Genomic DNA, 23,995 nt, shown 5'->3' on the forward strand with positions numbered 1-23,995 from the left:
CGTGTCAGCCGCCGTGCCCCTCCAGGGCTTTGGTGAGGTGGCGCGCGATGACCTCGACATGGGGCGGGTCGATGAGTGACAGGTGATCGCCCGGGACGGGTACGACCTCCAGCGACGGGCACAACGGCGCCCATCCGAGGTCGGCCTCGCTGCGCACGTAGCGCGGGTCCAGAGCCGTGGTCAGCGCCTGGGACTCCTGGGCGCGGTAGAGCACGACGTGGCCCGGATACGGCTGGGGCCGGTATCGCTCTCCCACCCGTGCGTCGACGTAGGACGTTCGCTGGTGCTCCATGATTCCGGGGCTCATGTCGAGGCCGGCTTCGGCGACGAGCCGCATGACCACGTCGATCTGCTGCTCGTCGGGCGTGGCAGCCAGTTCCTCGTAGGACAGGTCGAGTCGGCGTCCGTACGTCTTCTCGATGTACTCGGCGAAGCGGCCGAACCGTTCGACCAGCATCTCCTTGGACTCCAGCCCCGGGAGGGCCGCCGGGAGGATGGTGTCGATGAGTCCGAGGAAGCCCACGGCCCTGCCCGTCTCGCGGAGCCGGCGGGCGACCTCGTAGGCGAGACAGCCGCCGAAGGACCAGCCCAGCAGGTGGTACGGCCCCTGTGGCTGGAGCTTCTGGAGGAGACCGAGGTAGTGGGCGGCCTTCTCCTCCAACGTCCCCAGGGTGTCCACGCGGTCGAATCCGTACACGTTGTGTGTGGGGGGAAGCAGGTGGACGAGTGGCCGGTAGACCGAGGTCGGCCCGCCCGCGGGGTGGAAGGTGAACAGGGCGGGGCGGTGGGCGCCGGGCTCGACGTCGCGCAGGACACGAAGGACGGACTCGCCTGTTCCGTTCACCACGGGCCGAATCAGGTCCGCGAGGGTGGCGACGCTGGAGTGGGCGAGAACCTGCTCCGCGGTGAGGCCCGGGGCAGTGGCATCCAGGCGTCGGCGGATGCCCTCCACCAGAGCATGGGCGGTGCGCCGGTCACCACCCGCGGCGACGAAGTCCTCGTTGACGTCCTCTGGCCGCCGCCCGAGGGTCTCGTTCCAGACGCCGGCCACCACACGTTCCGCGGCATCGCGAGGGGCCGGCCTGGTCGGCAGTGTCGAGATCGACGACCGGCCACTGACGCGCTCCCGCTCGCTGTCCTTCGGTTGTTCGTCCGCCGTCGCGTCACCCGGGTCAGCCCGCACCAGACCCAGTTCGCGCAGTACCGCGTCACCGAGGGCCCGAAGACTGGCACCCCGCAGAAGGAGCGGAGCGGGCAGCGCCACGGCGAAGTCCTGCTTGGCGGCGTTCTGGATCCGCACGGTCATGAGGGAGTCGAGGCCGAGATCGGTCAGAGGAGTGGTCTCGTCCAGGTCCTGGATTGCGCATCCCATGACGGCGGCCGTCCGCTTGACGAGACGTTCGTAGACCTTGGCGGGGGCTGCTTCGCCGAGCGCCTCGATGCCTCCTGGGCCGTCCCATTCGTCATCGGGGAGATGGCCGCCTCGCAGAACCCACGCGAAGAACGGGACCGTGTCCAGTCCGGGGAAGGCTTCCAGGACCCGGCGGGCATCCAGATGGACCACGCCGGTGTGCGCTCTGCCCCGGGTGACGAGTGCCTGGAGGGCGTCCAGTCCTTCGGCCGAGGCGATGGGTTCGAGAGCGAGGGCGGAGTTCACGGCGGGAGTACGGGGTGCCGCACCCACCTCGGCCCAGGGACCCCACGCGATGGCGGTCGCCGGCAGGCCGACGGCCCGGCGGCGGTGGGCGTGCGCGTCCAGCCAGGCGTTGGCCGCGGCGTAGGCCGCCTGCCCGGGGGAGCCGAAGAGCGCGGCGGCGGAGCTGTACGCCAGCCACCAGTCGAGATCGTGTCCCGCGGTGGCCGCCTCCAGTTGGAGGGCGCCGGTGACCTTCGGTCGGAAGACGGCGTGGATGTCGGTCGGTTGCAGGTCGGTGACGACGTGGTCGTGGAGCACCGCCGCGGCGTGCGCGACCCCGCACAGCGCATGTCCTTCGGACACGGCCGCCTCGACCAGACGCGCGGCCACACCGGGCTGGGCGACATCTCCCCGCACCACGGCGACGGAGGTGCCGAACTCGCCGAGTTCCGTGAGGGCGGCCTGCGTCTCGGGGCCCGGGGTGCGGCGGCCGTTCACGACGATGCGGCCCGCGCCCTGCTCGGCCAGCCGTCGCGCGGTCGCCAGGCCGAGGCCGGACAGTCCGCCCGTCACGATGTAGGCGCCGTCGGGACGTGCGAAGGGCACTCTGGCGGACGCGTCATCCGAGTCCGCGGCCGCCAGTCGGGCAACGAAGCGGGTCCCTCCGCGCCAGGCGGCCTCGTCGGCCTCGCCGTCGGAGAGCAGTTCCTGGACCAGGTCGTCGACGAGGCCGGGTTGCGGGTCGACGTCCACCAGAGTGGCGCGCAGAGAGGGATGTTCCAGGGCCAGTACGCGCACGAGCCCGCGAAGAGCTGCCAGATCGGGGTTCCCGGTCTCTCCGGGTACGACTGACTGGGCCCGCTCGGTCACGAGCCACAGTCGGGGAACCGACAGGGGCCGCGGGTCCGCGGCCAGACGGCGGGCGACGTCCGCGGCGGCGTGCAGCCCTCGACACGTTCCGGGCGGTTCGGAATCCTCCGTCAGAAGCATGACCAGGGCGGCCCGCCCGTCGTGTGTCTCTTCGCGCCAGGTGTCCAGCAGGCCGTCGAAGGAAGCGTCCCGGCTGTGCGCGACCGCCACCTCGACGCCTTGTTCCCGCAGTGCCGACCTGAGGGGAGCGGAACAGGGGTTCCTGGTGCCGTCGGGCTCGTCCGTGACCAGGAGGACGTGGGTCGGTGGGGAGGGGATGGAGACTGGGGCTTTGTCCCACTCGATCCCGTAGGTCGTCTCATCGAGCGGCTGCGGGACCTCCCCCCGTTCTACGGCCCTCAGCTGCGTCTCGTGAGCCACCATCAGCTCCCGGCCCCCGGCGTCCTCCGCGTGGATGTCCCACATGCCGCCGTGGGGTGATCGGTGGGCGTCGTGGCCGGTGGCCGGTTCGCCGGTACTCGGCAGGCACTGGACCCGGCATTCGGCATGGGCGGGAACCCGCAGCCGTACCTGGAGGGACCGTACGGCGACCGGAACGTCTTCCGTGGCGGGCGGTGCGGGGTCTGCCTTTGGCGGCTCGCCGTCCGCACGGTCCCGACGGGCCGGTGCGTGCAGAACGGCGTGAAGGAGCTTTCCGTGTCGATGATCCGGTGCGTGGTCCTCGGCAGCGGGGACGGGGAAGCCGACCTCGAAGGGAGCGGCCCCTCCCGGGTCCCGACGCGTCAACGCGTCGGGTTTGGTGAGAACGCGGGCCGAGGCATGGCACAGCCAGGCGCCGGAGGCGGATCGTGAGTGGATGCCGACGGTTGCCTGATCGCGCCCCTCCGGCTCCCAGACGGTCGTGACAGGCGTCCTGGCGGAGATCGGCAGCCACTGATGAACCGCCAGGTCCTCGATGCGTACCACCTCGGTGGCCGTGGAACTCGTGGCGGTCGCCGCGGCGATCACGAGTTCCGCGCAGGCCGGCAGCGACAGAACGGGTCTGCCGTGCAGCGTGGCCGGCTGCTGGTTCCAGCCGTCGGTGCCGATGTCCCCGTGCCACAGGACACGGTCCGTGCCGGGATCCTCCACCCGCGCTCCCAGCAGCACGTGGCCGCCCGCGGGGGACGGCCGCCTCGGCCGGCTGCCGCGACGGAACCAGTGCGGGACATGACGCCAGGGAGGGCTGGGCACGGTCAACCGCTCGCCGTCCGGCCACAGTTGTGGGGCCAGGCCTTCCACTCCGGCCAGGTGGAGCTCCGCGAGCGCGGTGCGCAGATGCACGCTTTCGTCACTGTCGCGACGCCCCGTCGCGAGCACGCGGCCTCGTCCCGGTGCCGTCTCGTCGAGGGTCTCGGTGATCGGGACGACGGCGATGGGGTGCGGCGAGATCTCCAGGAAGAGATCGTGGCCGTCGGCCGCGGCGGCGGCCACCGCCTGCTGGAAGCGAACGGGGCGGCGGGCGTTGGCGGCCCAGTAGTCCGCGTCCGCGTGGACGTCGGCGCGCGGGTCGTCGAGGACCGTCCCGTACCAGGGGATGGTCGCGACGTGTGGGCTGATGCCGTCGAGGGCGTCGCGCAGCGCCGGAAGGACGGGATCGACCGCCGGTGAATGTCCGGCGCCACTGACGGGGAGGAGGCGGGCGAGTCGCCCCTGCGCCTCGACTTCCTCGACGATACGGGCGATCGGTTCGGTGGGGCCGGTGACGGTGCACCGTTGCGGCGAGGCGTACACCGCGATGCTGACCTCCGGACAGCGGCCGAAGACCTTCGCACGGGCTTCCTCCGGCAGCTCCACGGCGGCCATGGCGCCGGCCTGCTCCTGGTCGATGGTCGCGAGCCGGGTGGACCGCGTGAGGATCACTCGTAGGCCGTCGCGGGTGTCGAGAGCGCCGGTGACCACGGCCGCGGTCACTTCTCCCATCGAGTGCCCGATGACGGCGGCGGGTTCGACCCCGTAGGCGCGCAAGGTGTTGGCCAGGGCGAGTTGCAGGCCGAAGAGGAGCGGCTGGGTTCGGTCGACGCTGGTGCCCTGGTCCGTGCGGCAGAGCAGGTCCGTCAGACAGACGCCCGTCTCCGCCTCGAAGACGGGGTCCAGTTCGCCCACGGAAGCGGCGAAGACGGGATCCTCGCGCAGCAGCCTGCGGCCCATCCCGTTCCACTGGGAGCCGTAACCGGAGAAGACGAGAACGGGTCGGCGCGGGGTCTTCTGGTCCGCGTCGGAGGCCGGTTCCGTCCGTGGGGGCACGACGCACGTCGGGGATTCGCCCTTGGCGAGCGCTCCGAGTGCCGCGGTGAGGTCGTGCGGCCCTCGGCCGACGACGGCGGCGCTTGCCGGGCCGCGGCGTTGGTGTGCCAGCGTGTGGCAGACGTCGGCGAGCGAGAGAGCACCGCCCTGCGCGTGCAGCCAACGGGCTAGACCGGTGGCTGCGTCGCCGATCCGGTCCTGTGAGCGTGCCGTGACCATCAGGATGTGCGGGACACCCTCGGCGGTCTGCTCCCGCGTGCCGTTGCCGCACCGATGACCGTGCCGGGGCGCCTCGGCGGGCGACGGGGCGGGCTGGGGCGCCCGCTCCAGGATGGCGTGGGCGTTGGTGCCCCCGAAACCGAAGGCCGACACACCCGCCAGGGCGGGGCGCCCGTGTTCGGTCGGCCAGGGGGTCGGCTCGGCGACGACGCGCAGGCCCAGCTCCGTGAAGTCGATGTGCGGGTTGGCGCTGTGGAAGTGGAGGCTGGCGGGCAGCTCCGCGTGGTGGAGCGAGATCACCGTCTTGATCAGCCCGACGATTCCCGCCGCGCCCTCCAGGTGCCCCAGGTTGCTCTTGACCGAGCCGATCAGCAGCGGTCGGTCGGCCGGGCGGCCACGGCCGAGGACGGCGCCCAGGGCTCCCGCCTCGATGGGGTCGCCCAGCAGCGTTCCGGTGCCGTGGGCCTCGACATAGCCGATGTCCGCCGCGTCCGTGCCCGCGTCACGCAGGGCGCTGCGCAGCAGTGCCTCCTGGGCGATCGGGTTGGGTGCCGTGAGGCCGGCCGAGCGGCCGTCCGAGTTGACCGCCGTTCCGCGGACGACGGCCAGGATCCTGTCGCCGTCGCGCTGCGCGTCGGTGAGCCGTTTGAGGACGACGACGCCGCATCCCTCCCCGCGCACGATGCCGTCGGCCCTCGCGTCGAACGGCTTGCACCTGCCGTCCGGTGCCAACGCGCCGACCTGGTCGAAGTTGGCGGTGATGGCCGGCGAGAGCAGCACGTTGACCCCGGCGGCCAGCGCGGTGTCGCATTCACCGTCGCGGAGACTGCGGCACGCCTGGTGCACGGCGACCAGGGACGAGGAGCAGGCGGTGTCGATCGTCATGCTGGGGCCGCGGAGGTCGAGCAGGTAGGACACGCGGTTCGCGGCGATGCTGCCCGCCGCCCCGCTGCTCGTCCACGGCGTGACCGCCGGCAGGTCCGCGGTGGTCAGATGTCCGTACTCGAGCGCGCTGAGACCGACGAACACGCCGGTCGCGGTGCCTTGGAGGGCCACGAGCGGAATCCCCGCGTGATCGAGGGCCTCGCATCCCACTTCGAGAAGGAGTCTTTGCTGAGGGTCCATGACGTCGGCTTCGCCGGGCGTGATCCCGAAGAAGTCCGCGTCGAAGCCCTCGATGTCATCCAGGAAGGCGCCCCAGCGCGTGGTACGTGCCAGCACTTCCGCGGTCTGCGGCGTCCCGTCGTCGAACAACTGCCAGCGTTCGTGCGGGACCCGACCCACCGCGTCCGTACCGGCGAGCAGTGCCTCCCAGAGGGCGTCGGGCCCGTTGATGCCGCCGGGGAGACGGCATCCGACACCGACCACCGCGACCGCGTCGGCGCCGGCGCCGGCGCCGGTGCGGTCCGTGCCCCTGTCCGGGGTGCGGGTGCTCCGTTCGCGCGGGTTTCCCGGTGCCAGGCTGCGGACCAGTTGCTCGATGCTGGGGTTCTCCCACACCAAGGTGGCGGGCAGTGTCCTGTCGAGCAGCTGTTCCAGCCGTCCACTGAGACCGACCGCGTCACGCGAGGTCAGTCCGTACTCGGTCAGGGGACGTTCGCCGTCGAGTTCGTCGCCGGGTACGCCGCACAGGTCTGCGACCAGTTGGCGCACCATGGAGCGAATCTCGGCCGCCGTCGGCGCCTCGGTACCCGGGGCCCCTGGTGGAGGTGCGTGCTCCGTGCTCGTGGGCCGGGGATCCGCTTCCCCTCCGTGTGCGGTGCTCATGCCGCGCCAGATCCCTTCCGTGCCGCGTCCTTCGTAGCCCTCCACGTGCCGTCGAGGTAGCGCGCACGGCAGGCGCTGCGGGCCACTTTGCCGCTGGTCGTGCGGGGTACGGCGCCGGGTGGGGCGTAGACGAAGTCGTGGACGGCGATGCCGTGCGTGACCGAGACGGCTCGGCGTACGGCTCGGGTCACCTCGTCGAGACGCGTGTGCGGGTCGGTGACGGCGGAGGGGTGCTCGGCGACGACGACAAGCCGTTCGCCCTCGTCGGTGGGCACGGCGAACGCGGCCGTGTGGTGGCGTCGGACGGCGGGGTGTGCGTTGTCCACGGTGAGTTCGATGTCGTGCGGATAGTGGTTGACGCCGTCGACGATCACCAGGTCCTTGATCCGGCCGGTGACGTAGAGCTGCTTGTCGTGCCACATCCCCAGGTCGCCCGTGCGCAGCCAACCCTGTGCCCGATCGGCCGGATCTTCGCTCTCCATGACGGCGCCGAAGCGCTCCCCGTCCGACGGGCGGCCCCAGTAGCCGCGTCCGATGTTCGGACCCCGCAGCCAGATCTCCCCGACCGTCCCGTCCTCCTGCCGGCGGCCGGTGGCCGGATCGACGATGGCGGCCTCCTGATCGGTCGGCCGGCCGCAGGCGACCAGGTCGGTGACGGAACCGCCGTCAGCCGGTTCGGCGACGCGCGCGATGCCCTGCGCCAGCAGGTCCCGGTCGAAGGGGGTGACGGCCGGTTCCTCCCCGGCGGGCGAGGCCGCGACGAACACGGTGGCTTCCGCGAGGCCGTAGGAGGGGCGCATGGTGGTTCTGCGGATGCCACACGGCGCGAAGGCCTCGTGGAACCGCTCGAGTGTCCGCGGGCTGACGGGCTCGCTGCCGTTGATCATCACGGCGACCGACCCGAGGGACAGGCCCGTCCGGTCCTCGGGTGGTACTCGCTGGACGCAGTAGTCGTAGGCGAAGTTCGGTGCGGCGGTGAAGGCCCCCTCATGGTGCGTGAGCAGGCGGAGCCATCGGACCGGTTGCTTGACGAAAGCCAACGGCTCCATGAGGACGGACCGCGTGCGGCCCACGAGCGGCATGACCACACCCAGCATCAGACCCATGTCGTGGTACAGCGGAAGCCAGCTCACCACGCAGTGGCGCCCACCGCGCCCACTGCTCACGCCATACGCCTCCAGCGCCTGCCGCGCGTTGACGCAGACGTTGGCATGGGTGATCTCCACCCCGGACGGCATCCTCGTCGATCCGGACGTGTACTGGAGGTAGGCGCAGTCCTCGGGCTGCGGTTCCGGGGCCGTCCGAGCCGCCGTATCCGCGGTGGCCGCCGTTCCGGAATTCCGCACAAGGCCCTCGACGCTCTCGACGCGCACCAGGGAAGTAATTCCGTGGCCGGTGCAGAATTCGGCCACCGCTTCCCGTTGCTCGGGGGCGGAAATGACGAGGGAAGGTGCCGCATCGGCCAGCACGGCCGCCAGTTTCTCGCCGTGGCCGGGCAGGTCGGGCGGGAAGAGCGGCACGGCAATCGCCCCCGCGCACAGGGAACCCAGGAACGCGACCACGTAGTCGAGGCCCTGCGGTGCGACGACGGCCACCCGCTCGCCCACCGCACCCGCCCGGCGAAGTCCCGCAGCCACCGCCCGTACCCGTGTGTCCAGCTCGTTCCACGTCAGCTCGGCGGAAGTCCCGTCCCTGTCGGCGTCGAAGTCCACGAAGGTGAACGCCGTTTCATCGGGCGCCTGGCGGGCGGAGAGGGCCAAATGGCGGCTGAGCGTGTCGCCCATGGCTGACGACATTGGATCACCGTGCCTTCATTGGGGTGCTTCCGTTCGTTCCAGAAATGTCTTAGAGGCCCCTATTCGCCCTATTCGGAGTCAGCGAAACATGAGCACATAATGTTGATAGATCGACACGCCGGGTCCGTTGTCCGGATATCGTCGTTCGCATCCGCGCAGTCAAGGTCGGATTGCCCCGGGCCGATGAATCGATCATGACGTCGACGCACTCACCAGCCCATCCGAAGGCCTCCGCTCCCCCGCCCGCGCTCCCGGTGGTCACGCCGGGCGCCGTGCCCGTGGTGGGCCGGGTGCTGCGGGTCGCGGTGTGGTCGCTGCCCGCGGTCCTCGTGGCGTTCGCCGGGTTCCGGCGGCGGTGGATGTCCGACGACGCCTTCATCTACGTACGGACCGTGCGGCAGGTACTGGCGGGCAACGGGCCCGTGTTCAACCCGGGCGAGCGGGTGGAGTCGTCCACCGGGACGCTGTGGCAGTGGCTGCTGGTGGTGGCCGGGGCGGTGGGGGCCGATCCGGCGTCGGCCGCGGTGTACGGGGGCTGGTGCTGACCGGCGCCGGGTTCGCGCTCGCGGGGCTCGGCGCGCTGCGGCTGTACGGCGGGTGGGCGGCCGCCCCCTTGGGGCGTTCGTGCTGTTGGGGCTGCCGCCCGTGTGGGACTTCGCCACCTCGGGGCTGGAGACGGGGCTTGCCACCTGCTGGATCGCGGGGGCGTGGCTGGCCCTGGTCGCCCTGCCCAGGTCCGTCGCGACCTCGGCGCTCATCGGTCTCGGTCCGCTGGTGCGGCCCGACCTCGGGCTGGTGTCGGTCGTCTTCCTGGGTGCCCAGTGGCTGCTCGTGCGGCCCTCGTGGCGGGGCGTGCTCGCGGGTGCGGGAGCGGCGGGGGTGCTGCCGGGCGCGTACGAGGTGTTCCGGGCGGGCTACTACGGGCATCTGGTGCCCCTGCCCGCCGTGACGAAGGAGGCCTCGCGGAGCCTGTGGGGTCGGGGCCTCGGCTACTTCGGGGATCTCGCGTTTCCCTATCTGCTGTGGGTGCCCGCGCTGTTGGTGATCGCCGCGGTGCCTCTCGGGCGCGGCGGATACGGGAGACGCGTGGGGCGCGGCCCGAAGGGGGACGGGGCGTCGCTCATGCCGGTGCTCGCGCCCGTCGTCGCCGGGCTGTTGTGCTGGGCGTACGTCGTGAGGGTCGGCGGTGACTTCATGCACGGGCGGATGCTGCTGCCGGGGTTGCTGCTGCTGGTGCTGCCGGTGTTCGTGGTCCCGGTGTCACGCGCGGGCATGTGCGCCGCCGTCGGCGTCGGGGTGTGGGCGGTGGTGTGCGCGGGGTGGCTGCGGGTGCCCTACGCGGGGCATGTCGGGCCGGCCGGGATCGCCGACGAGCGCGGGGTGTACGTGCGGCACAACGCCGACCCGCATCCGGTGCACCACGGCTTCGCCGGGGCGCCGTACCACCTGGGGTATCTGCGGGAGGTGCGGGAGGCCGTGCGGTCGGGGGCGCCAACGCTGCTGTTCGGCAAAGGCACGCGTACCGCCGCCAACTCGCCGTCGGTCACGGCCAGTTATGTGGTGCTCGGGCTCAACGGGTCCGTCGTGCCGCTGAACGGGACCGCGCTCGACCCGATCGGGCTCGCCTATCCGCCGGCCGCGCACTCCGAGCGGATCGAGGGCGGGCGGGTGGCGCACGACAAGTGGCTGCCGGCCGCCTGGCTCGCCGCCGACCACGGGCTTGCCACCGATCCGCCGCCCGGGACCGACCCGGCGCTGATCGACGCGGCCCGGCGCGCCCTGCACTGCGGGGCCCTCGCCGAACTGCGCGCCGCGACCCGGGATCCGCTCACGCCGGGACGCTTCCTGCGGAACGTGGCCGGGGCCTGGGAGCGCACGGAGTTCCGCTTCCCGAACGACCCCGTACGGGCCGAACGGGCGTTGCGCGGCGGGTGAGTTCGCGCGGGCCTGGCCCGGAGCGGGCGGCCTGCGGGCACACCGGTACGTTGCTGCCCGGCGCGGGCTCACACCCCGGCGCCGACCGACCACCCACGGAAGGAAACCCCGTGCGCCCCCAACGCCTTCGCTCCGTCCTCGTCGCCGTGTGTGCCACGGCGGCCGTCGCCCTCACCGGTGCCGCCCCGGCCGCCGCCGTGCCCGCCCCCGCTCCCGTACGGGCGGCGGTCGGCGCACCCGGACTCGCGCCGCTGACCGAGCTGTTCGCCGAGCGGCTGCTGTTGGCCGACAAGGTGGCCGCCGCCAAGTACGGCACCGACAAGCCGATCGACGATCCGGTGCGCGAGCAGCAGATCCTGGACGACGTGGCCGCCCGGGCGGTCGGACTCGGGCTGGACCCGGACGCGGTGAGCGCGGTCTTCCGTGACCAGATCGAGGCGAACAAGCTGGTGCAGCGCGGGCTGTACGCACGCTGGGACGCGCGTCCCGAGGAACGTCCCACCGAACGGCCGGACCTGACCAAGGAGGTCCGGCCCGCCCTGGACCGCATCACCACGGCTCTGCTGACCGCGCTGAAGGACACGGAGGCGCTGCGGGCAGGGCCGTCGTGCGCGCCCCGTCTGTCCCTCGCCGCCGTACGGTCCGCCTACGGCCATCAGCTGGACCTCCTGCATCTGAAGGGGCTCGGGCGGGCGTTGCCGTCGGTGTGCGCTCAGTCCTGAGGGTCGAGGTGCCGGGCTCGGCGGATGGTGTCGGCGAGCCCGCGTACCGCCCGGTCCTCGGTGGTGTCCGCCAAGTCGTCGGCACGGTCGGCCAGTTCGCCGAGGGTCGGGGCGCCCGGCAGTGCGGTCCCGTGGTAGTCGCGCCCGCGCAGGGAGTCGGCGAAGTACGCGGCGGTCGCCGTGACCTGGAAGCGGGGGCTCGCGCCGCGCAGGGAGTCGGCGAGCGAACCGGACTCCAGTTGGCCGCTCTCCTCGTGCGGGGTGCGGGTCTCGGGGTCCTGCCAGCGGACCGTGGCGGTGGCGAGGTGACCGTCGGTGCCGGGCTTGGTGCGGACGGCGTAGAGGGCGGTGACCGTGTGGCCGGGGCCGACCTCGCCGCCGTCGACGCGGTCGTCGCGGAAGTCGTCGTCGGCGACGCGGCGGTTGTCGTAGCCGACGAGCCGGAACTCGGCGACCGTCTGGGGGTCGAAGGCGACCTGGGCCTTGGCGTCGCGGGCTGTGAGGTCGATGTTCGTCGGGAGCTGTTCGCAGAAGACCTTCTCGGCGTCGTCCGCGCCGGACACGTACACCGTGTGGCCGTCGCCCTTGTCGGCGAGGCGTTCCATCAGGGCGTCGCCGTAGTCGCTGCCGACGCCGACGCCGAAGAGGGTGATGCCGTGTTCGCGGCGGGCTCCGTCGATGCGTTCCAGGATGGAGTCGGGGTCGGTGTCCCCGTCGTTGGCGAGCGCGTCGGAGACCAGCACGACCCGGTTGGTGGCGCCTTCGCGCAGGCCGTCGACGGCGGTGGCGTAGCCGGTGTCCACACCCGCGCCGAGGTTGGTGGAGTACGTCGGTTCCAGGCCGTCGATCGCGTCGTGGATCTCGCCCCGGTTGCCGCCGAGCCGGGTCATCGGCAGCACGGTCTCGGCCGTGTCGCTGAAGGTGACCAGGGCGACCGAGTCGTCGTCGCGCAGTCGGTCCGTCATCACGCCCAGGGACTCCTGGGCGAGGTCGAGGCGGCCCGGTTCGGCCATGGAGCCGGAGATGTCGATGACGAAGGTGAGGGCGGCGGGCGGGCGTTCGCCGGTCCGTTCGGCGGCGCGGGTGGCGAGGCCGACGCGGACCAGGGACCAGTCCTCCTCTTCGGTGCGGGCGCCGTCGACGGTCACCGTGAAGCCGTTGCCGTCGGGGCGTTCGTAGTCCTGGCGGAAGCTGTTGACGAATTCCTCGGGGCGGACAGTCGAGGGGTCGGGCCGCCGCCCGTCGGCGAGGGTGCGGCGGGCGTAGCCGTAGGAGGCGGTGTCGACGTCGAGGGCGAAGGTGGAGAGGTAGTCGGGGGACGGGGCGGCCTCGCGGGACTCGTCGTCCGGGCTGTTCTGTTCGCCGGTGCCGCGGCTGGGGGCGGGAGCCGGGAAGCCGGTCGCCCCGTTCGCGCGGTCCGCGCTGCTGTGGTCCGCGGTGTCGTTCGCACCGCATCCCGTGAGAAGCAGGCCGCCCGTCGCGGTGAACGCGAGCAGGGCGGCGCGCAGCCGTCGTATTCGGTACCGCTCCATGGTCCGTGCCCCCTTGGCCAGTTGACGCCGTGTCTGTGACTGTGACGGGCCAGCGGGCCGGAACGTGCGCTACGGGGCGTTGCGGATGGATCTCGAACAGGGCACGGACCGGGGCCTTCGAGACCGGCGGGTGACCCTCCGTTGACCTACGACACCACGTCCTTGCGGGCGAAACCCCTGAAGGCCAGCGCGAACAGCACGAGGGCGTACGTTATCGAGACGGAGGTGCCCTGGATCATGTCGGACCACTCCAGTTGCGGCCGTACGGTGTCGAGCCAGGCGTACTGCCAGTGCGCGGGCAGGAAGTCGCGCCAGTCGCCGAGGGCCGTCACCTGGTCGAGGACGTTGCCGACGATGGTCAGGCCGACCGCTCCGCCGACCGCGCCCAGCGGGGCGTCCGTCTTGGTGGACAGCCAGAACGCCAGGGCGGCGGTGACGAGTTGGGACACGAAGATGTACGCCACCGTGATCGCGAGGCGCTGGGCGGCCAGGCCGGCGGGCAGTGAGCCGCCGGTGGGGAGCTCCAGCGGGCCCCAGCCGTACGCCGCGCTGCCGACGGCGAGGGCGACGACCGGCAGCAGCACCATCGCGGCGAGGCTGAGGCCGAGGCCGACCACGAGCTTGGACCACAGCAGCCGGGCGCGGGGCACGGGCGCCGCCAGCAGATAGCGCAGGGAGGACCAGCTGGCCTCCGAGGCGACGGTGTCCCCGCAGAACAGGGCGACGGGGACGACGAGCAGGAAGCCCGCGGAGGCGAACAGGTTGACCGCGGCGAAGTTGGCCCCGGACAGGGTGGCCGTGTCCATCAGGTTCGTCCCGGCGTTGCCGCCGCCCGGGTCGCCGCCCACCTGGAAGGCGATGAGCAGCACGAACGGCAGGGCGAACAGGATCCCGCCCATGACGAGCGTGCGGCGCCGCTTCAACTGCCGGACCAGCTCGACCCGGAGGGGCAGCGTGCGGCCCGCGCGGTAACCGTCGGCGACCTCCGCGCGGTCGATCAGCGTGCTGCCGCTCATGCGGACTCTCCGATCAGGGTGAGGAAGGCGTCCTCGAGACGGCGGTGGGGGCCCACCGACTCCACGGGGACTTCGAGCCGGACGAGTTCGGTGACCAGGCGCCGGGCGCTGCCGTCGGCGTCGAGCCGGACCAGCAGGCCCTCGTCGGTGCGGACCGCGGAGGCCACGCCTGTAAGCGCGGCGACCTTCTCGACGACGGGCTCCTCCACCGGTGCGGCCGTGCCCACCAGCAGCATGTCGCCGGAGCCGATGATCTCCTGGACCGGGCCCGCCTGGACGAGCCGGCCGTGGTCCATCACGACCAGGTGCGTGCAGGACTGCTCGACCTCGGACAGCAGGTGGCTGGAGACGATCACCGTGCGGCCGGCCGCGGCGTAGCGGATCATCACCTCGCGCATCTCGCGGATCTGCGGCGGGTCGAGGCCGTTGGTCGGCTCGTCGAGGATGAGCAGGTCCGGGAGGCCGAGCATGGCCTGGGCGATGGCGAGGCGCTGGCGCATGCCCTGGGAGTACGTGCGCACCGCGCGCTCCAGTGCGGTGCCGAGGCCGGCGATCTCCAGGGCGTCGTCCAGGTGGGCGTCCTCGGGTGGGCGGCCGGTGGCCCGCCAGTACAGCTCCAGGTTCTCCCGGCCGGACAGGTGCGGGAGGAAGCCCGCGCCCTCGACGAAGGCGCCGACCCGGGACAGCACCGTGGCGCCGGGCGCGATGGCGTGGCCGAAGACGCGGATCTCTCCGGCGTCCGGCTTGATCAGGCCCATCAGCATGCGCAGGGTGGTCGTCTTGCCGGCACCGTTCGGGCCGAGGAGGCCGAGGACCTGGCCCTTCTCCACGCGGAAGGTCAGGTCCCGCACCGCGTACCGGTCGGCGGACTTCGCGTACCGCTTGCTCAGGTCCGTGATCTGGAGCGGCACTTCGGCCAGCGCCGGTTCGGGCGCGGGGGCGGTCGTGCGGCGCCGGGCCGTCAGGAGCAGGGCCAGGGCAACCGCCGCGCCGGCCAGCGGGAGCCACCACACCCAGGCGGGCAGCGGTGCCGTGGCGTTGGTGTGGCTGAGGGCGGTCGGCACCTTCAGGTCACCCTTGAGGGAGACGGTGTACGTGGCCGGGGTGGCCGGGGAGGCGTAGCCGAGGTCGGTGGAGGCGAGGACCAGGCGCAGCCGGTGGCCGTCGTCGACCTCGTGGTCGATCGCCGGGAGGGTGAGCGTGACGTCCTTGCCGGCCTTGGCGTCCTCGACACGGAGGGGTTCGACCAGCTGGGAGGGCAGCACCTGCCGCTGTCCGCCGCCGGGGCCGACGTCGTACACCTTGGCGAACAGGACCGCGTCGTCACTCGTCGACTTCACGTGGACGGTGGCCGTCGGGGACCCGGTGATCTGCAGGTCCTTCGTGAAGGGCGCCGACTCGAACGCGGCGTACTGGCCCGGGAAGTCGAGGGAGATCCCGACGCCGAGCGAGGACAGCTGGGCGAGACCGCCGGCGGCGCCGCCGATGCCGGGCAGCGCGGAGACGGCGGGCGGGCTGGCGCCGGCCGGGTTCTGGAAGCGCTGCTCGCGTCCGGCGAGGGCGACCGGGCGGGGGTCGCCCCGCAGGCCGGGGTAGGTGTCCGCGTCCACACCGCTCAGCCGGGTCTCACCGTCGCCGGTGCCTGCGCCGAGGGTGCGGGTGACGCGGAAGGCCGGGCCGGTGTCGGCGCCCTTGTCGTCCTTGAGGTACCGGTCGAACCAGGAGGCGGTCCGGGACTGGACGCGGCTCACCTCCATGTCGCCGCCGTCGTGCCCGCCGGCGATCCAGTCGACGTCGACGGGGGCGCCGTTGGCCCGGATCGCCTTGGCGGCGGCGTCGGACTGGCCGAGCGGGAAGAGGGAGTCGGTCTGGCCCTGCAGCAGGAGCGTGGGCACCTTGATGCGGTCGCCGACGGCGGACGGCGACCGCTCGTCGAGGAGCTTCACCGCCTGGGCGTCGGGGGTGCCGGACTCGGCGACCCGCTCGTACATCCGGCACAGCTGCGGCTCGAACTTGGCGCAGCCGCCGCCGGAGTTGACGAAGATGCCCGCCCACAGCTTCTTGAACACGCCGTTCGGGAAGAGGGCGTCGGCGAGGTTCCAGTACGTGATCGCCGGGGCGAGGGCGTCCACCCGCTTGTCGTATCCGGCGGTCAGCAGGGAGATCGCGCCACCGTACGAGGCGCCCGCCATGCCCACGCGCGGGTCGCCGGGCTTGTCGAGCTGGACCTGCGGCTGCTTGGCGAGCCAGTCGATGAGCTTGCGGGCGTCGGCGACCTCGCCCTTCGGATCGTTCAGCCCGATCTTGCCGGTCGACCTGCCGAAGCTGCGAGCCGACCAGGTCAGCACCGCGTACCCGTCCCGGGCCAGGCCCTCGGCCTGCTGCCGTACGTCGGCCTTGCTGCCGCCGAAGCCGTGCGCGAGGAGGACGGCGGGACGACGGCCGGTTCCTCCGGAGGTGAAGTAGGAGGTGTCGATGCGGACACCGTCGAGGGACATCACCTGGTCGGCGCGGTGCACCGGAGCCGGGGCGTCGTCGGCGACGGCGGTCCATGTCCCGGCGCCGGCGAGCACTACGACGACGGCCGCGGCGGCGGCAAGCCGTCGCGGTGCGCGCAGCAGGTCGCGTAGTCGGGGCAGTCGAAGATCCATGCGTCAACGGTACGGGGTGAAACTGTCGGCCAGATATCGACTGTGGGCTGAACTGAGGGCCATCCCCGGGAGGTACGGGCTCCTTTCATGTACCGCGTCCGTGGTACGGGGCTGCACGTCGGGAGGGGGCCGTCCGCGCTGCGGACGGCCCCCTCCCGACGTGCTCAGTGGTTGCGCGGGAAGCCCAGGTCCACGCCCGACGGGGCGTCGGCCGGGTCCGGCCAGCGGGTGGTGACGACCTTGCCGCGGGTGTAGAAGTGCGTGCCGTCGTTGCCGTAGATGTGGTGGTCGCCGAAGAGCGAGTCCTTCCAGCCACCGAAGGAGTGGTAGCCGACGGGGACCGGGATCGGGACGTTCACGCCGACCATGCCGGCCTCGATCTCCATCTGGAAGCGGCGGGCCGCGCCGCCGTCCCGGGTGAAGATCGCGGTGCCGTTGCCGAACGGCGAGCTGTTGATGAGGGCGACGCCCTCGTCGTAGGTGTCGACGCGCAGGACGCACAGCACCGGGCCGAAGATCTCGTCCTGGTAGGCCTTCGCCGACGTGGGCACCTTGTCGAGGAGCGAGATGCCGATCCAGTGGCCGTCCTCGAAGCCGGCGACGGTGTGGCCGGTGCCGTCCAGGACGACCTCCGAGCCCTCGGCCGCCGCGCCCGCCACGTATGACGCCACCTTGTCGCGGTGGACCTTGGTGATCAGCGGGCCCATCTCGGAGGTCGGGTCGTTGCCGGGGCCGATCTTGATCTTCTCGGCGCGCTCGCGGATCTTGTCCACCAGTTCGTCGCCGATCGCGCCGACGGCCACGACCGCGGAGATCGCCATGCAGCGCTCGCCCGCGGACCCGTAGGCCGCGCTCACCGCGGCGTCCGCGGCCGCGTCCAGGTCGGCGTCCGGCAGCACCAGCATGTGGTTCTTGGCGCCGCCCAGGGCCTGGACCCGCTTGTGGTTCGCGGAGGCGGTGGTGTGGATGTACCGGGCGATCGGGGTCGAGCCCACGAAGGAGATCGCCTTGACGTCCGGGTGCTCCAGGAGTCGGTCGACGGCCACCTTGTCACCGTGGACGACGTTGAAGACACCGTCGGGCAGGCCGGCCTCCGACAGCAGCTCGGCGATCTTCAGGGACGCCGACGGGTCCTTCTCGCTCGGCTTCAGCACGAAGGTGTTGCCGCACGCGATGGCCATCGGGAACATCCACATCGGGACCATCGCCGGGAAGTTGAACGGCGTGATGCCGGCGACGACACCGAGCGGCTGGCGGATCGAGGACACGTCCACGCGGCTGGCGACCTGCGTGGACAGCTCGCCCTTCAGCTGCACGTTGATGCCACAGGCCAGGTCCACGATCTCCAGGCCGCGCGCGACCTCGCCGAGCGCGTCGCTGTGCACCTTGCCGTGCTCGGCGGTGATCAGCTCGGCGATGGCGTCGCGGTTGGCGTCCAGCAGCGCGCGGAAGCGGAAGAGGATCTCCGTGCGCTTGGCCAGCGAGGACTGGCCCCAGGTCGCGTAGGCGTCCTGGGCGGCGGCCACGGCGGCGTCCACCTCCTCCACGGAAGCGAACGCGACCTTCGTGGTGACCGCGCCGGTCGCGGGGTCGGTGACCGGCCCGTACGTACCCGACGCGCCTTCGACGGGCTTGCCGCCGATCCAGTGGTTGACGATCTTCGTCATGACTGACTCCAGTAATCCTTCACAGAGGGCGGCGACGGGTAGAGACGTGCCGTTCGTACAGCTCACGGGCCTTCACCGCGGACGGTCGTGTCGCGGTTTCGGCCACAGGTACATCCCACCAGGCCTGCGCCGGAGGCGCGCCCGACACTGTGTCGGCCGTTTCGGTCTCCACGTAGACACATGTGGGAGTGTCCGCGGACCGCGCCTCGGCGAGGGCGGCGCGGAGGTCTCGTACGGTCTTCGCGCGCAGCACGCGCATACCGAGGCTCGCCACGTTCGCGGCGAGGTCCACGGGGAGCGGCGCCCCCGTGTACGTACCGTCGTCGGACTGGTAGCGGTAGGCGGTACCGAACCGCTCGCCGCCGACCGACTCGGACAGGCCGCCGATGGAGGCGTAGCCGTGGTTCTGCACCAGGAGGATCTTGATCGCGATTCCCTCCTGCACGGCCGTCACGATCTCCGTCGGCATCATCAGGTACGTGCCGTCGCCGACCAGTGCCCAGACGTTGCGCTCGGGTGCCGCCATCTTCACACCGATCGCGGCCGGGATCTCGTAGCCCATGCAGGAGTAGCCGTACTCCAGGTGGTACTGGTCCCGGGAGCGCGCCCGCCACATCTTGTGCAGGTCGCCGGGGAGCGAACCGGCCGCGTTGATGATCACGTCCGACTCGTCGACCAGGGCGTCCAGGGCGCCGAGGACCTGCGGCTGCGTGGGCCGTATGTCGGGCTCCTCGGCCTCGTAGCAGGCGTCGACGCGCAGTTCCCAGCGCTCCTTGTCGAGCGCGTACTCGCCGGCGTACGTCTCCGTGACCCGGTGACCGTGCAGCTGGAGGGCCTCGGTCAGTTCCTCGAGGCCGCTGCGGGCGTCCGCGACGAGGGGCCGGCCGGCGAGCTTGTGGCCGTCGAAGGGAGCGATGTTGAGGTTGAGGAAACGGACCTCGTCGCCGGTGAACAGGGTGTTCGACGCGGTGGTGAAGTCGGTGTAGCGGGTGCCGACGCCGATCACCAGGTCGGCCTGGCGGGCGAGTTCGTTGGCGGTGGCCGTGCCGGTGTGGCCGACGCCGCCGACGTCCTGGGGGTGGTCGTGGCGCAGGGAGCCCTTGCCTGCCTGGGTGGAGGCGACCGGGATGCCGGTGGCCGAGGCGAACTCGGCGAGGGCCTCCTCGGCGCGGCTGTGGTGGACCCCGCCGCCGGCGATGACCAGCGGCTTCTCCGAAGCCCGGATCGCCCTTACGGCCTCGGCGAGTTCGACCGGGTCGGCGCCCGGCCGTCGTACCGCCCAGGTGCGCTCCGCGAAGAACTCGTCGGGCCAGTCGTACGCCTCGGCCTGCACGTCCTGCGGGAGGGCGAGGGTCACCGCGCCGGTCTCCACCGGGTCCGTGAGCACCCGCATGGCCTGGAGCGCCGCCGGGATCAGGGCCTCCGGCCGGGTGACGCGGTCGAAGTACCTCGACACCGGGCGCAGACAGTCGTTGACCGACACATCGCCCGCGTAGGGGACTTCGAGCTGCTGGAGGACCGGGTCGGCGACCCGGGTGGCGAACGTGTCGCCGGGCAGCAGCAGGACCGGGAGGTGGTTGACGGTCGCGAGGGCGGCGCCGGTGACCAGGTTGGTGGCGCCGGGGCCGATGGAGGTCGTCACGGCGTGCGTGGACAGGCGGTTGGACTGGCGGGCGTAGCCGACGGCCGCGTGCACCATCGACTGCTCGTTGCGGCCCTGGTGGTACGGCATCTCGTCGGCGTACTCCACGAGCGCCTGGCCGAGCCCGGCGACGTTGCCGTGCCCGAAGATGCCCCAGGTCGCGCCGATCAGCCGCTGCCGTTCGCCGTCCCGCTCCGTGTACTGGACGGACAGGAAGCGGACGAGCGCCTGAGCGACCGTGAGCCTCGTCGTCGGGGTCTGCGCCGTCATCGGTAACCCTCCGTGTGGTCCGGGTGGAAGCAGATCCGCCACTCCCGTGTCTCACCCGGGCCGGCCATGACGTTCAGGTAGTACATGTCGTGGCCGGGCTGCGCGATCGACGGGCCGTGCCATCCGTCGGGTACGAGGACGGCGTCGCCGGAACGGACCTCCGCGAGGACGTCTGCTCCGCCCACGCGTGAAGGGGATACGCGCTGATAGCCGAAACCGTTCGGGCCGTCGACCTCGAAGTAGTAGATCTCCTCCAGCTCCGCCTCCTCGCCCGGCCGGTTCTCGTCGTGCTTGTGCGGCGGGTACGAGGACCAGTTGCCGCCGGGGGTGACGACCTCGACGGCGATCAGCTTGTCGCAGTCGAAGGCGTCGGCGGAGGCGAAGTTGCGGACGTGGCGCAGGCAGTTGCCGCTGCCGCGCTGTTCCTGCGGGACCTCCGGCGCGGGGCCGTAGCGGGCGGGGAGTTGTCGCTCGCACTTCGCTCCTGCCAAAGCAAAGCGGCCGCCCGCGCCGGAGGCGATCAGTGCCCGGGCGTCACGGGGCACGTACGCGAAGTCGGTGACTCCGGCGAACACGCTTTCCCGGCCCAGGAGTTGGAACTCTTCACCTTCTGTTTGCACGGTACATCCGCCTTGCAGCGGAACGACGATCCATTCGCTGTCCCCGGCGGTGAAGGTGTGGGTGCCGCCCGGTTCCAGTTCGACGATCCGCAGGCTGCTGTGGGTCCAGCCGGCCCGCTTGGGGTCGATGTCGACCACGTACTGGGCGTTCGCGGCGGTGCCCTTGGCGATGTACAGCTCGTTGCTGGTCATGTGGCCCTCACAGCAGTCCGACGGCGGTGTCCACGGCGGCGGCCACATCGCCGTCCGCCGGGTACAGCAGCGAACGGCCGACCACCAGGCCGCGCACGGTGGGCAGTTGCAGGGCGCCGCGCCACTTCTCGTACGCGCCGTCCTGATCGTCCCCGACCTCGCCGCCCAGCAGCACCGCGGGCAGCGTGGAGGTCGCCATGACCTCGGCCATGTCGTCGGGGTTCTCGGTGACCGGGACCTTCAGCCAGGTGTAGGCCGAGGTGCCGCCCAGGCCGGAGGCGATCGCGATCGACTTGGTGACGGCCTCGGCGGACAGGTCGTTGCTCAGCCTGCCCTCCGGAGAGCGGCGGCTGATGAACGGCTCGACGAAGACAGGGAGCCGGCGTGCGGCCATGTCGTCGATGGCGCGGGCCGTGGACTCCAGGGTGGTGAGGGAGCCCGGGTCGTCGTAGTCGATCCGCAGGAGCAGCTTGCCGGCGTCGAAGCCCAGGCGCTCGACGTCCTCGGGGCGGTGGCCGGTGAAGCGGTCGTCGAGTTCGAAGCTGGCGCCCTGGAGGCCGCCGCGGTTCATCGAGCCCATGACGACCTTGCCGTCGAGGGCGCCGAGCAGCAGCAGGTCGTCCAGGATGTCGGCGGTGGCCAGGACGCCGTCCACGCCGGGGCGGGACAGTGCCAGGCAGAGGCGTTCGAGCAGGTCGGCCCGGTTGGCCATGGCGTTTTTGCGGTCACCGACGCCGAGGGCGCCGCGGGCCGGGTGGTCGGCGGCGACGATCATCAGCCGGCCGCTCTCGTTGAGCAGGGAGCGGCGGGTACGGCGGGCGGCCGCCTCCGCTATGGCCTCGGGGCGCAGGGAACGGGTGCGGACCAGGTCCGCGACGTCGACGGTCACTTGACGGCTCCCGCCGCGAGCGCCGCTGCCACTTCGTCCGGGGTGGGCATCGCCGAGGAGCACTCCAGGCGGGAGGCGACGATGGCACCGGCCGCGTTGGCGTGCCGCATGATCTTCTCCAGGTCCCAGCCTTCGAGCAGGCCGTGGCAGAGGGAGCCGCCGAAGGCGTCGCCGGCTCCGAGTCCGTTGAGGACGTTCACCGGGAGCGGGGGCACCTCGGCCGACTCTCCCTTGCTGTTGACGGCGAGGACGCCCTTGGGGCCCTGCTTCACCACGGCGAGTTCCACGCCGGCGTCCAGCAGCGCGCGGGCGGCGGCGTGCGGTTCGCGCACTCCGGTGGCCACCTCCACCTCGTCGAGGTTTCCGACGGCGACGGTGGTGTGCTTCAGGGCCTCGGCGTAGAACGGGCGGGCCGCGTCCGGGTCGGACCAGAACATCGGGCGCCAGTCGAGGTCGAACACCGTGGTGCCGGCCTTGGCCCGGTTGGCGAGGGCCGCGAGCGTCGCCGTACGGCTGGGCTCCTCGCTCAGGCCGGTGCCGGTGACCCAGAAGATGCGGGCCTCGCGGATCGCGTCCAGGTCGAGCTCGTGGGCGTCGATCTCCAGGTCGGGCGCCTTGGGGCGACGGTAGAAGTACAGCGGGAAGTCGTCGGGCGGGAAGACCTCGCAGAACGTGACCGGCGTGGGCAGGCCCGGGACCGGGGTGACCCAGCGGTCGTCGACGCCGAAGCCCCGCAGCTCCTCATGGAGGTACGTCCCGAACGGGTCGTCGCCGGTACGGGTGATCACCGCGGTCCGCCGTCCCAGGCGGGCCGCGGCGACGGCGACGTTGGTGGCCGAGCCGCCGAGGAACTTGCCGAAGGTCTCCACCTGCGGCAACGGGACGCCCGTCTGCAGCGGATAGAGGTCCACTCCGATCCGCCCCATGGTGATCAGGTCGTACGCCATCGAGTTCCCTTCGTGCGCCGTGGCGGCCGGTAGCCGCGTGGGCTTCAGACCGCGTGGGCTCCTGGCCGCGTCGGCTCGTATCGGCTCTCCCCGGTTTCTAGCGCCGCGCAGGCCGCCCTGTCAATGTTTTGTCCAGACATTCGGACCAGGCCTTGACACCCCCCGCTCGCGAACCGCACGCTGGCGGCCATGACGTCGTTGTCACCTCAGCCCTCACTCTCCCGCATCCGGATCGGATCGGCGCCCGACTCCTGGGGCGTCTGGTTCCCGGACGATCCCCAACAGGTCCCCTGGAAGCGCTTCCTCGACGAGGTCGCCGCGTCCGGCTACGAGTGGATCGAGCTGGGCCCGTACGGGTACCTGCCGACCGATCCGGCCGTCCTCACCGCGGAGACGGCACAACGTGGCCTGAAAGTGTCCGCCGGCACGGTCTTCACCGGCCTGCACCACGGCGAGGCCGTCTGGGAGAAGACCTGGGCGCACGTCGCGGACAACGCGGTGCTGGCCCAGGCGATGGGCGCCCGGCATCTGGTCGTCATCCCGTCCTTCTGGCGGGACGACAAGACCGGCCAGGTGCTGGAGTCCGACACCCTCACGCCCGAACAGTGGCGCAACCTCACCTCCCTGACCGAGCGCCTCGGCAAGGAGGTGCGGGAGCGGTACGGCCTGCAGATCGTCGTCCACCCGCACGCCGACACTCACATCGACAGCGAGGAGAACGTCGTCCGCTTCCTGGACGGCACGGACTCCGACCTGGTGTCGCTGTGCCTGGACACCGGGCACTACGCGTACTGCGGCGGCGACAGCGTCAAGCTGATCGAGACCTACGGCGAGCGCATCGGGTACCTGCACCTGAAGCAGGTGGACCCGGAGATCCTGGCGGACGTGCGGGCGAACGAGGTGCCGTTCGGGCCGGCTGTCGCGCGCGGCGTGATGTGCGAGCCGCCCGCCGGGGTGCCCGCGCTGGGGCCCGTGCTGGAGGCCGCGCAGAAGCTGGACGTCGATCTGTTCGCGATCGTCGAGCAGGACATGTACCCGTGCGAGCCGGACACTCCGCTGCCGATCGCGCAGCGGACGCGGGCGTTCCTGAGGTCGTGCGGGGCGTAATCCAGCCCTCCGAGGATGGGCCGGGGCGCCTACTGGGGTGCCAGGTTCGACGAGTGGGCGGGGCGCGGCACGCCGCGCCCTTGAACCGGGGTGCGCCTTTGTGGCGTTCGTGTCACAAACATCCCCTTCGTGTCACGCATGTCACGTGTACGCGGCACATGCGTCACACCCGCGCACAGACCCTGCCCTGCCTCAACGCTCCGTCGTTGAGCGGGCAGGTTTTGTGATCGC

General features: G+C 71.8%; 14 protein-coding genes. 4 read left to right on the plus strand and 10 right to left on the minus strand.

Going from position 1 to position 23,995, the window contains the following annotated elements; genetic code table 11:
- Positions 1-4: 4 nt before the first annotated feature.
- Both OHA64_RS17660 and OHA64_RS17665 read right to left on the minus strand, forming a co-directional pair.
- Complete coding sequence (locus OHA64_RS17660; protein ID WP_405614043.1) at positions 5-6,667, minus strand: SDR family NAD(P)-dependent oxidoreductase; 6,663 nt, start codon at positions 6,665-6,667, stop codon at positions 5-7.
- 107 nt (positions 6,668-6,774) lie between these two features.
- On the minus strand, positions 6,775-8,574 hold the full coding sequence (locus tag OHA64_RS17665; protein WP_405614045.1) for a fatty acyl-AMP ligase: 1,800 nt from the start codon (positions 8,572-8,574) through the stop codon (positions 6,775-6,777).
- A 194-nt stretch (positions 8,575-8,768) separates the two neighbouring features.
- Here OHA64_RS17665 and OHA64_RS17670 point away from each other — a divergent pair, with 194 nt between their 5' ends.
- The 3 genes from OHA64_RS17670 to OHA64_RS17680 all read left to right on the plus strand — a co-directional run bounded on the left by OHA64_RS17670 (position 8,769) and on the right by OHA64_RS17680 (position 11,231).
- On the plus strand, positions 8,769-9,119 hold the full coding sequence (locus OHA64_RS17670; RefSeq protein ID WP_405614047.1) for a hypothetical protein: 351 nt from the start codon (positions 8,769-8,771) through the stop codon (positions 9,117-9,119).
- Positions 9,120-9,171: 52 nt separating this feature from the next.
- The gene (locus OHA64_RS17675; RefSeq protein ID WP_405614049.1) at positions 9,172-10,509 is read left to right on the plus strand and encodes a hypothetical protein; all 1,338 of its coding nucleotides are present in this window, start codon (positions 9,172-9,174) and stop codon (positions 10,507-10,509) included.
- Positions 10,510-10,619: 110 nt separating this feature from the next.
- Positions 10,620-11,231, plus strand: a complete 612-nt coding sequence (locus tag OHA64_RS17680; protein WP_405614051.1) for a chorismate mutase — start codon at positions 10,620-10,622, stop codon at positions 11,229-11,231.
- On the opposite strand, the gene OHA64_RS17685 is transcribed toward OHA64_RS17680, so the two are convergent.
- From OHA64_RS17685 to iolC, 8 genes are all read right to left on the minus strand, one after another.
- Positions 11,222-12,763, minus strand: coding sequence for a von Willebrand factor type A domain-containing protein (locus tag OHA64_RS17685; RefSeq protein ID WP_405614053.1), 1,542 nt, complete (start codon positions 12,761-12,763; stop codon positions 11,222-11,224). The two genes, OHA64_RS17680 and OHA64_RS17685, sit on opposite strands and share 10 nt — an antisense overlap.
- Before the next feature lie 146 nt (positions 12,764-12,909).
- The gene (locus tag OHA64_RS17690; RefSeq protein WP_405614055.1) at positions 12,910-13,779 is read right to left on the minus strand and encodes an ABC transporter permease; all 870 of its coding nucleotides are present in this window, start codon (positions 13,777-13,779) and stop codon (positions 12,910-12,912) included.
- On the minus strand, positions 13,776-16,430 hold the full coding sequence (locus OHA64_RS17695; protein ID WP_405614057.1) for an alpha/beta fold hydrolase: 2,655 nt from the start codon (positions 16,428-16,430) through the stop codon (positions 13,776-13,778). The genes OHA64_RS17690 and OHA64_RS17695 overlap by 4 nt, the downstream gene beginning before the upstream one ends.
- 164 nt (positions 16,431-16,594) lie before the next feature.
- Positions 16,595-18,097 (minus strand): CoA-acylating methylmalonate-semialdehyde dehydrogenase, encoded by a 1,503-nt coding sequence (gene mmsA / locus OHA64_RS17700; RefSeq protein WP_405614059.1) that lies wholly within the window; start codon positions 18,095-18,097, stop codon positions 16,595-16,597.
- A gap of 19 nt (positions 18,098-18,116) precedes the next feature.
- Positions 18,117-20,009 carry a 3D-(3,5/4)-trihydroxycyclohexane-1,2-dione acylhydrolase (decyclizing) gene (gene iolD / locus OHA64_RS17705; protein ID WP_405614061.1) on the minus strand — a complete coding sequence of 631 codons (1,893 nt, stop codon included), beginning with the start codon at positions 20,007-20,009 and terminating at the stop codon, positions 18,117-18,119.
- A complete protein-coding gene (iolB, locus tag OHA64_RS17710; RefSeq protein WP_405614063.1) occupies positions 20,006-20,821 on the minus strand; it encodes a 5-deoxy-glucuronate isomerase in 816 nt (271 codons plus the stop codon). The genes iolD and iolB overlap by 4 nt, the downstream gene beginning before the upstream one ends.
- Before the next feature lie 7 nt (positions 20,822-20,828).
- The gene (locus OHA64_RS17715) at positions 20,829-21,710 is read right to left on the minus strand and encodes a deoxyribose-phosphate aldolase (RefSeq protein WP_405614065.1); all 882 of its coding nucleotides are present in this window, start codon (positions 21,708-21,710) and stop codon (positions 20,829-20,831) included.
- Positions 21,707-22,657: a 5-dehydro-2-deoxygluconokinase gene (gene iolC / locus OHA64_RS17720; RefSeq protein ID WP_405614067.1), complete on the minus strand. Its 951-nt coding sequence runs from the start codon at positions 22,655-22,657 to the stop codon at positions 21,707-21,709. The genes OHA64_RS17715 and iolC overlap by 4 nt, the downstream gene beginning before the upstream one ends.
- 189 nt (positions 22,658-22,846) lie before the next feature.
- Here iolC and OHA64_RS17725 point away from each other — a divergent pair, with 189 nt between their 5' ends.
- Entirely contained in the window at positions 22,847-23,764 is a 918-nt protein-coding gene (locus tag OHA64_RS17725) for a sugar phosphate isomerase/epimerase family protein (protein WP_405614069.1), read from the plus strand.
- The last annotated feature ends 231 nt before the right edge of the window (positions 23,765-23,995 follow it).

Source organism: Streptomyces sp. NBC_00076, from assembly GCF_045041235.1.
Taxonomy (GTDB): Bacteria; Actinomycetota; Actinomycetes; order Streptomycetales; family Streptomycetaceae; genus Streptomyces.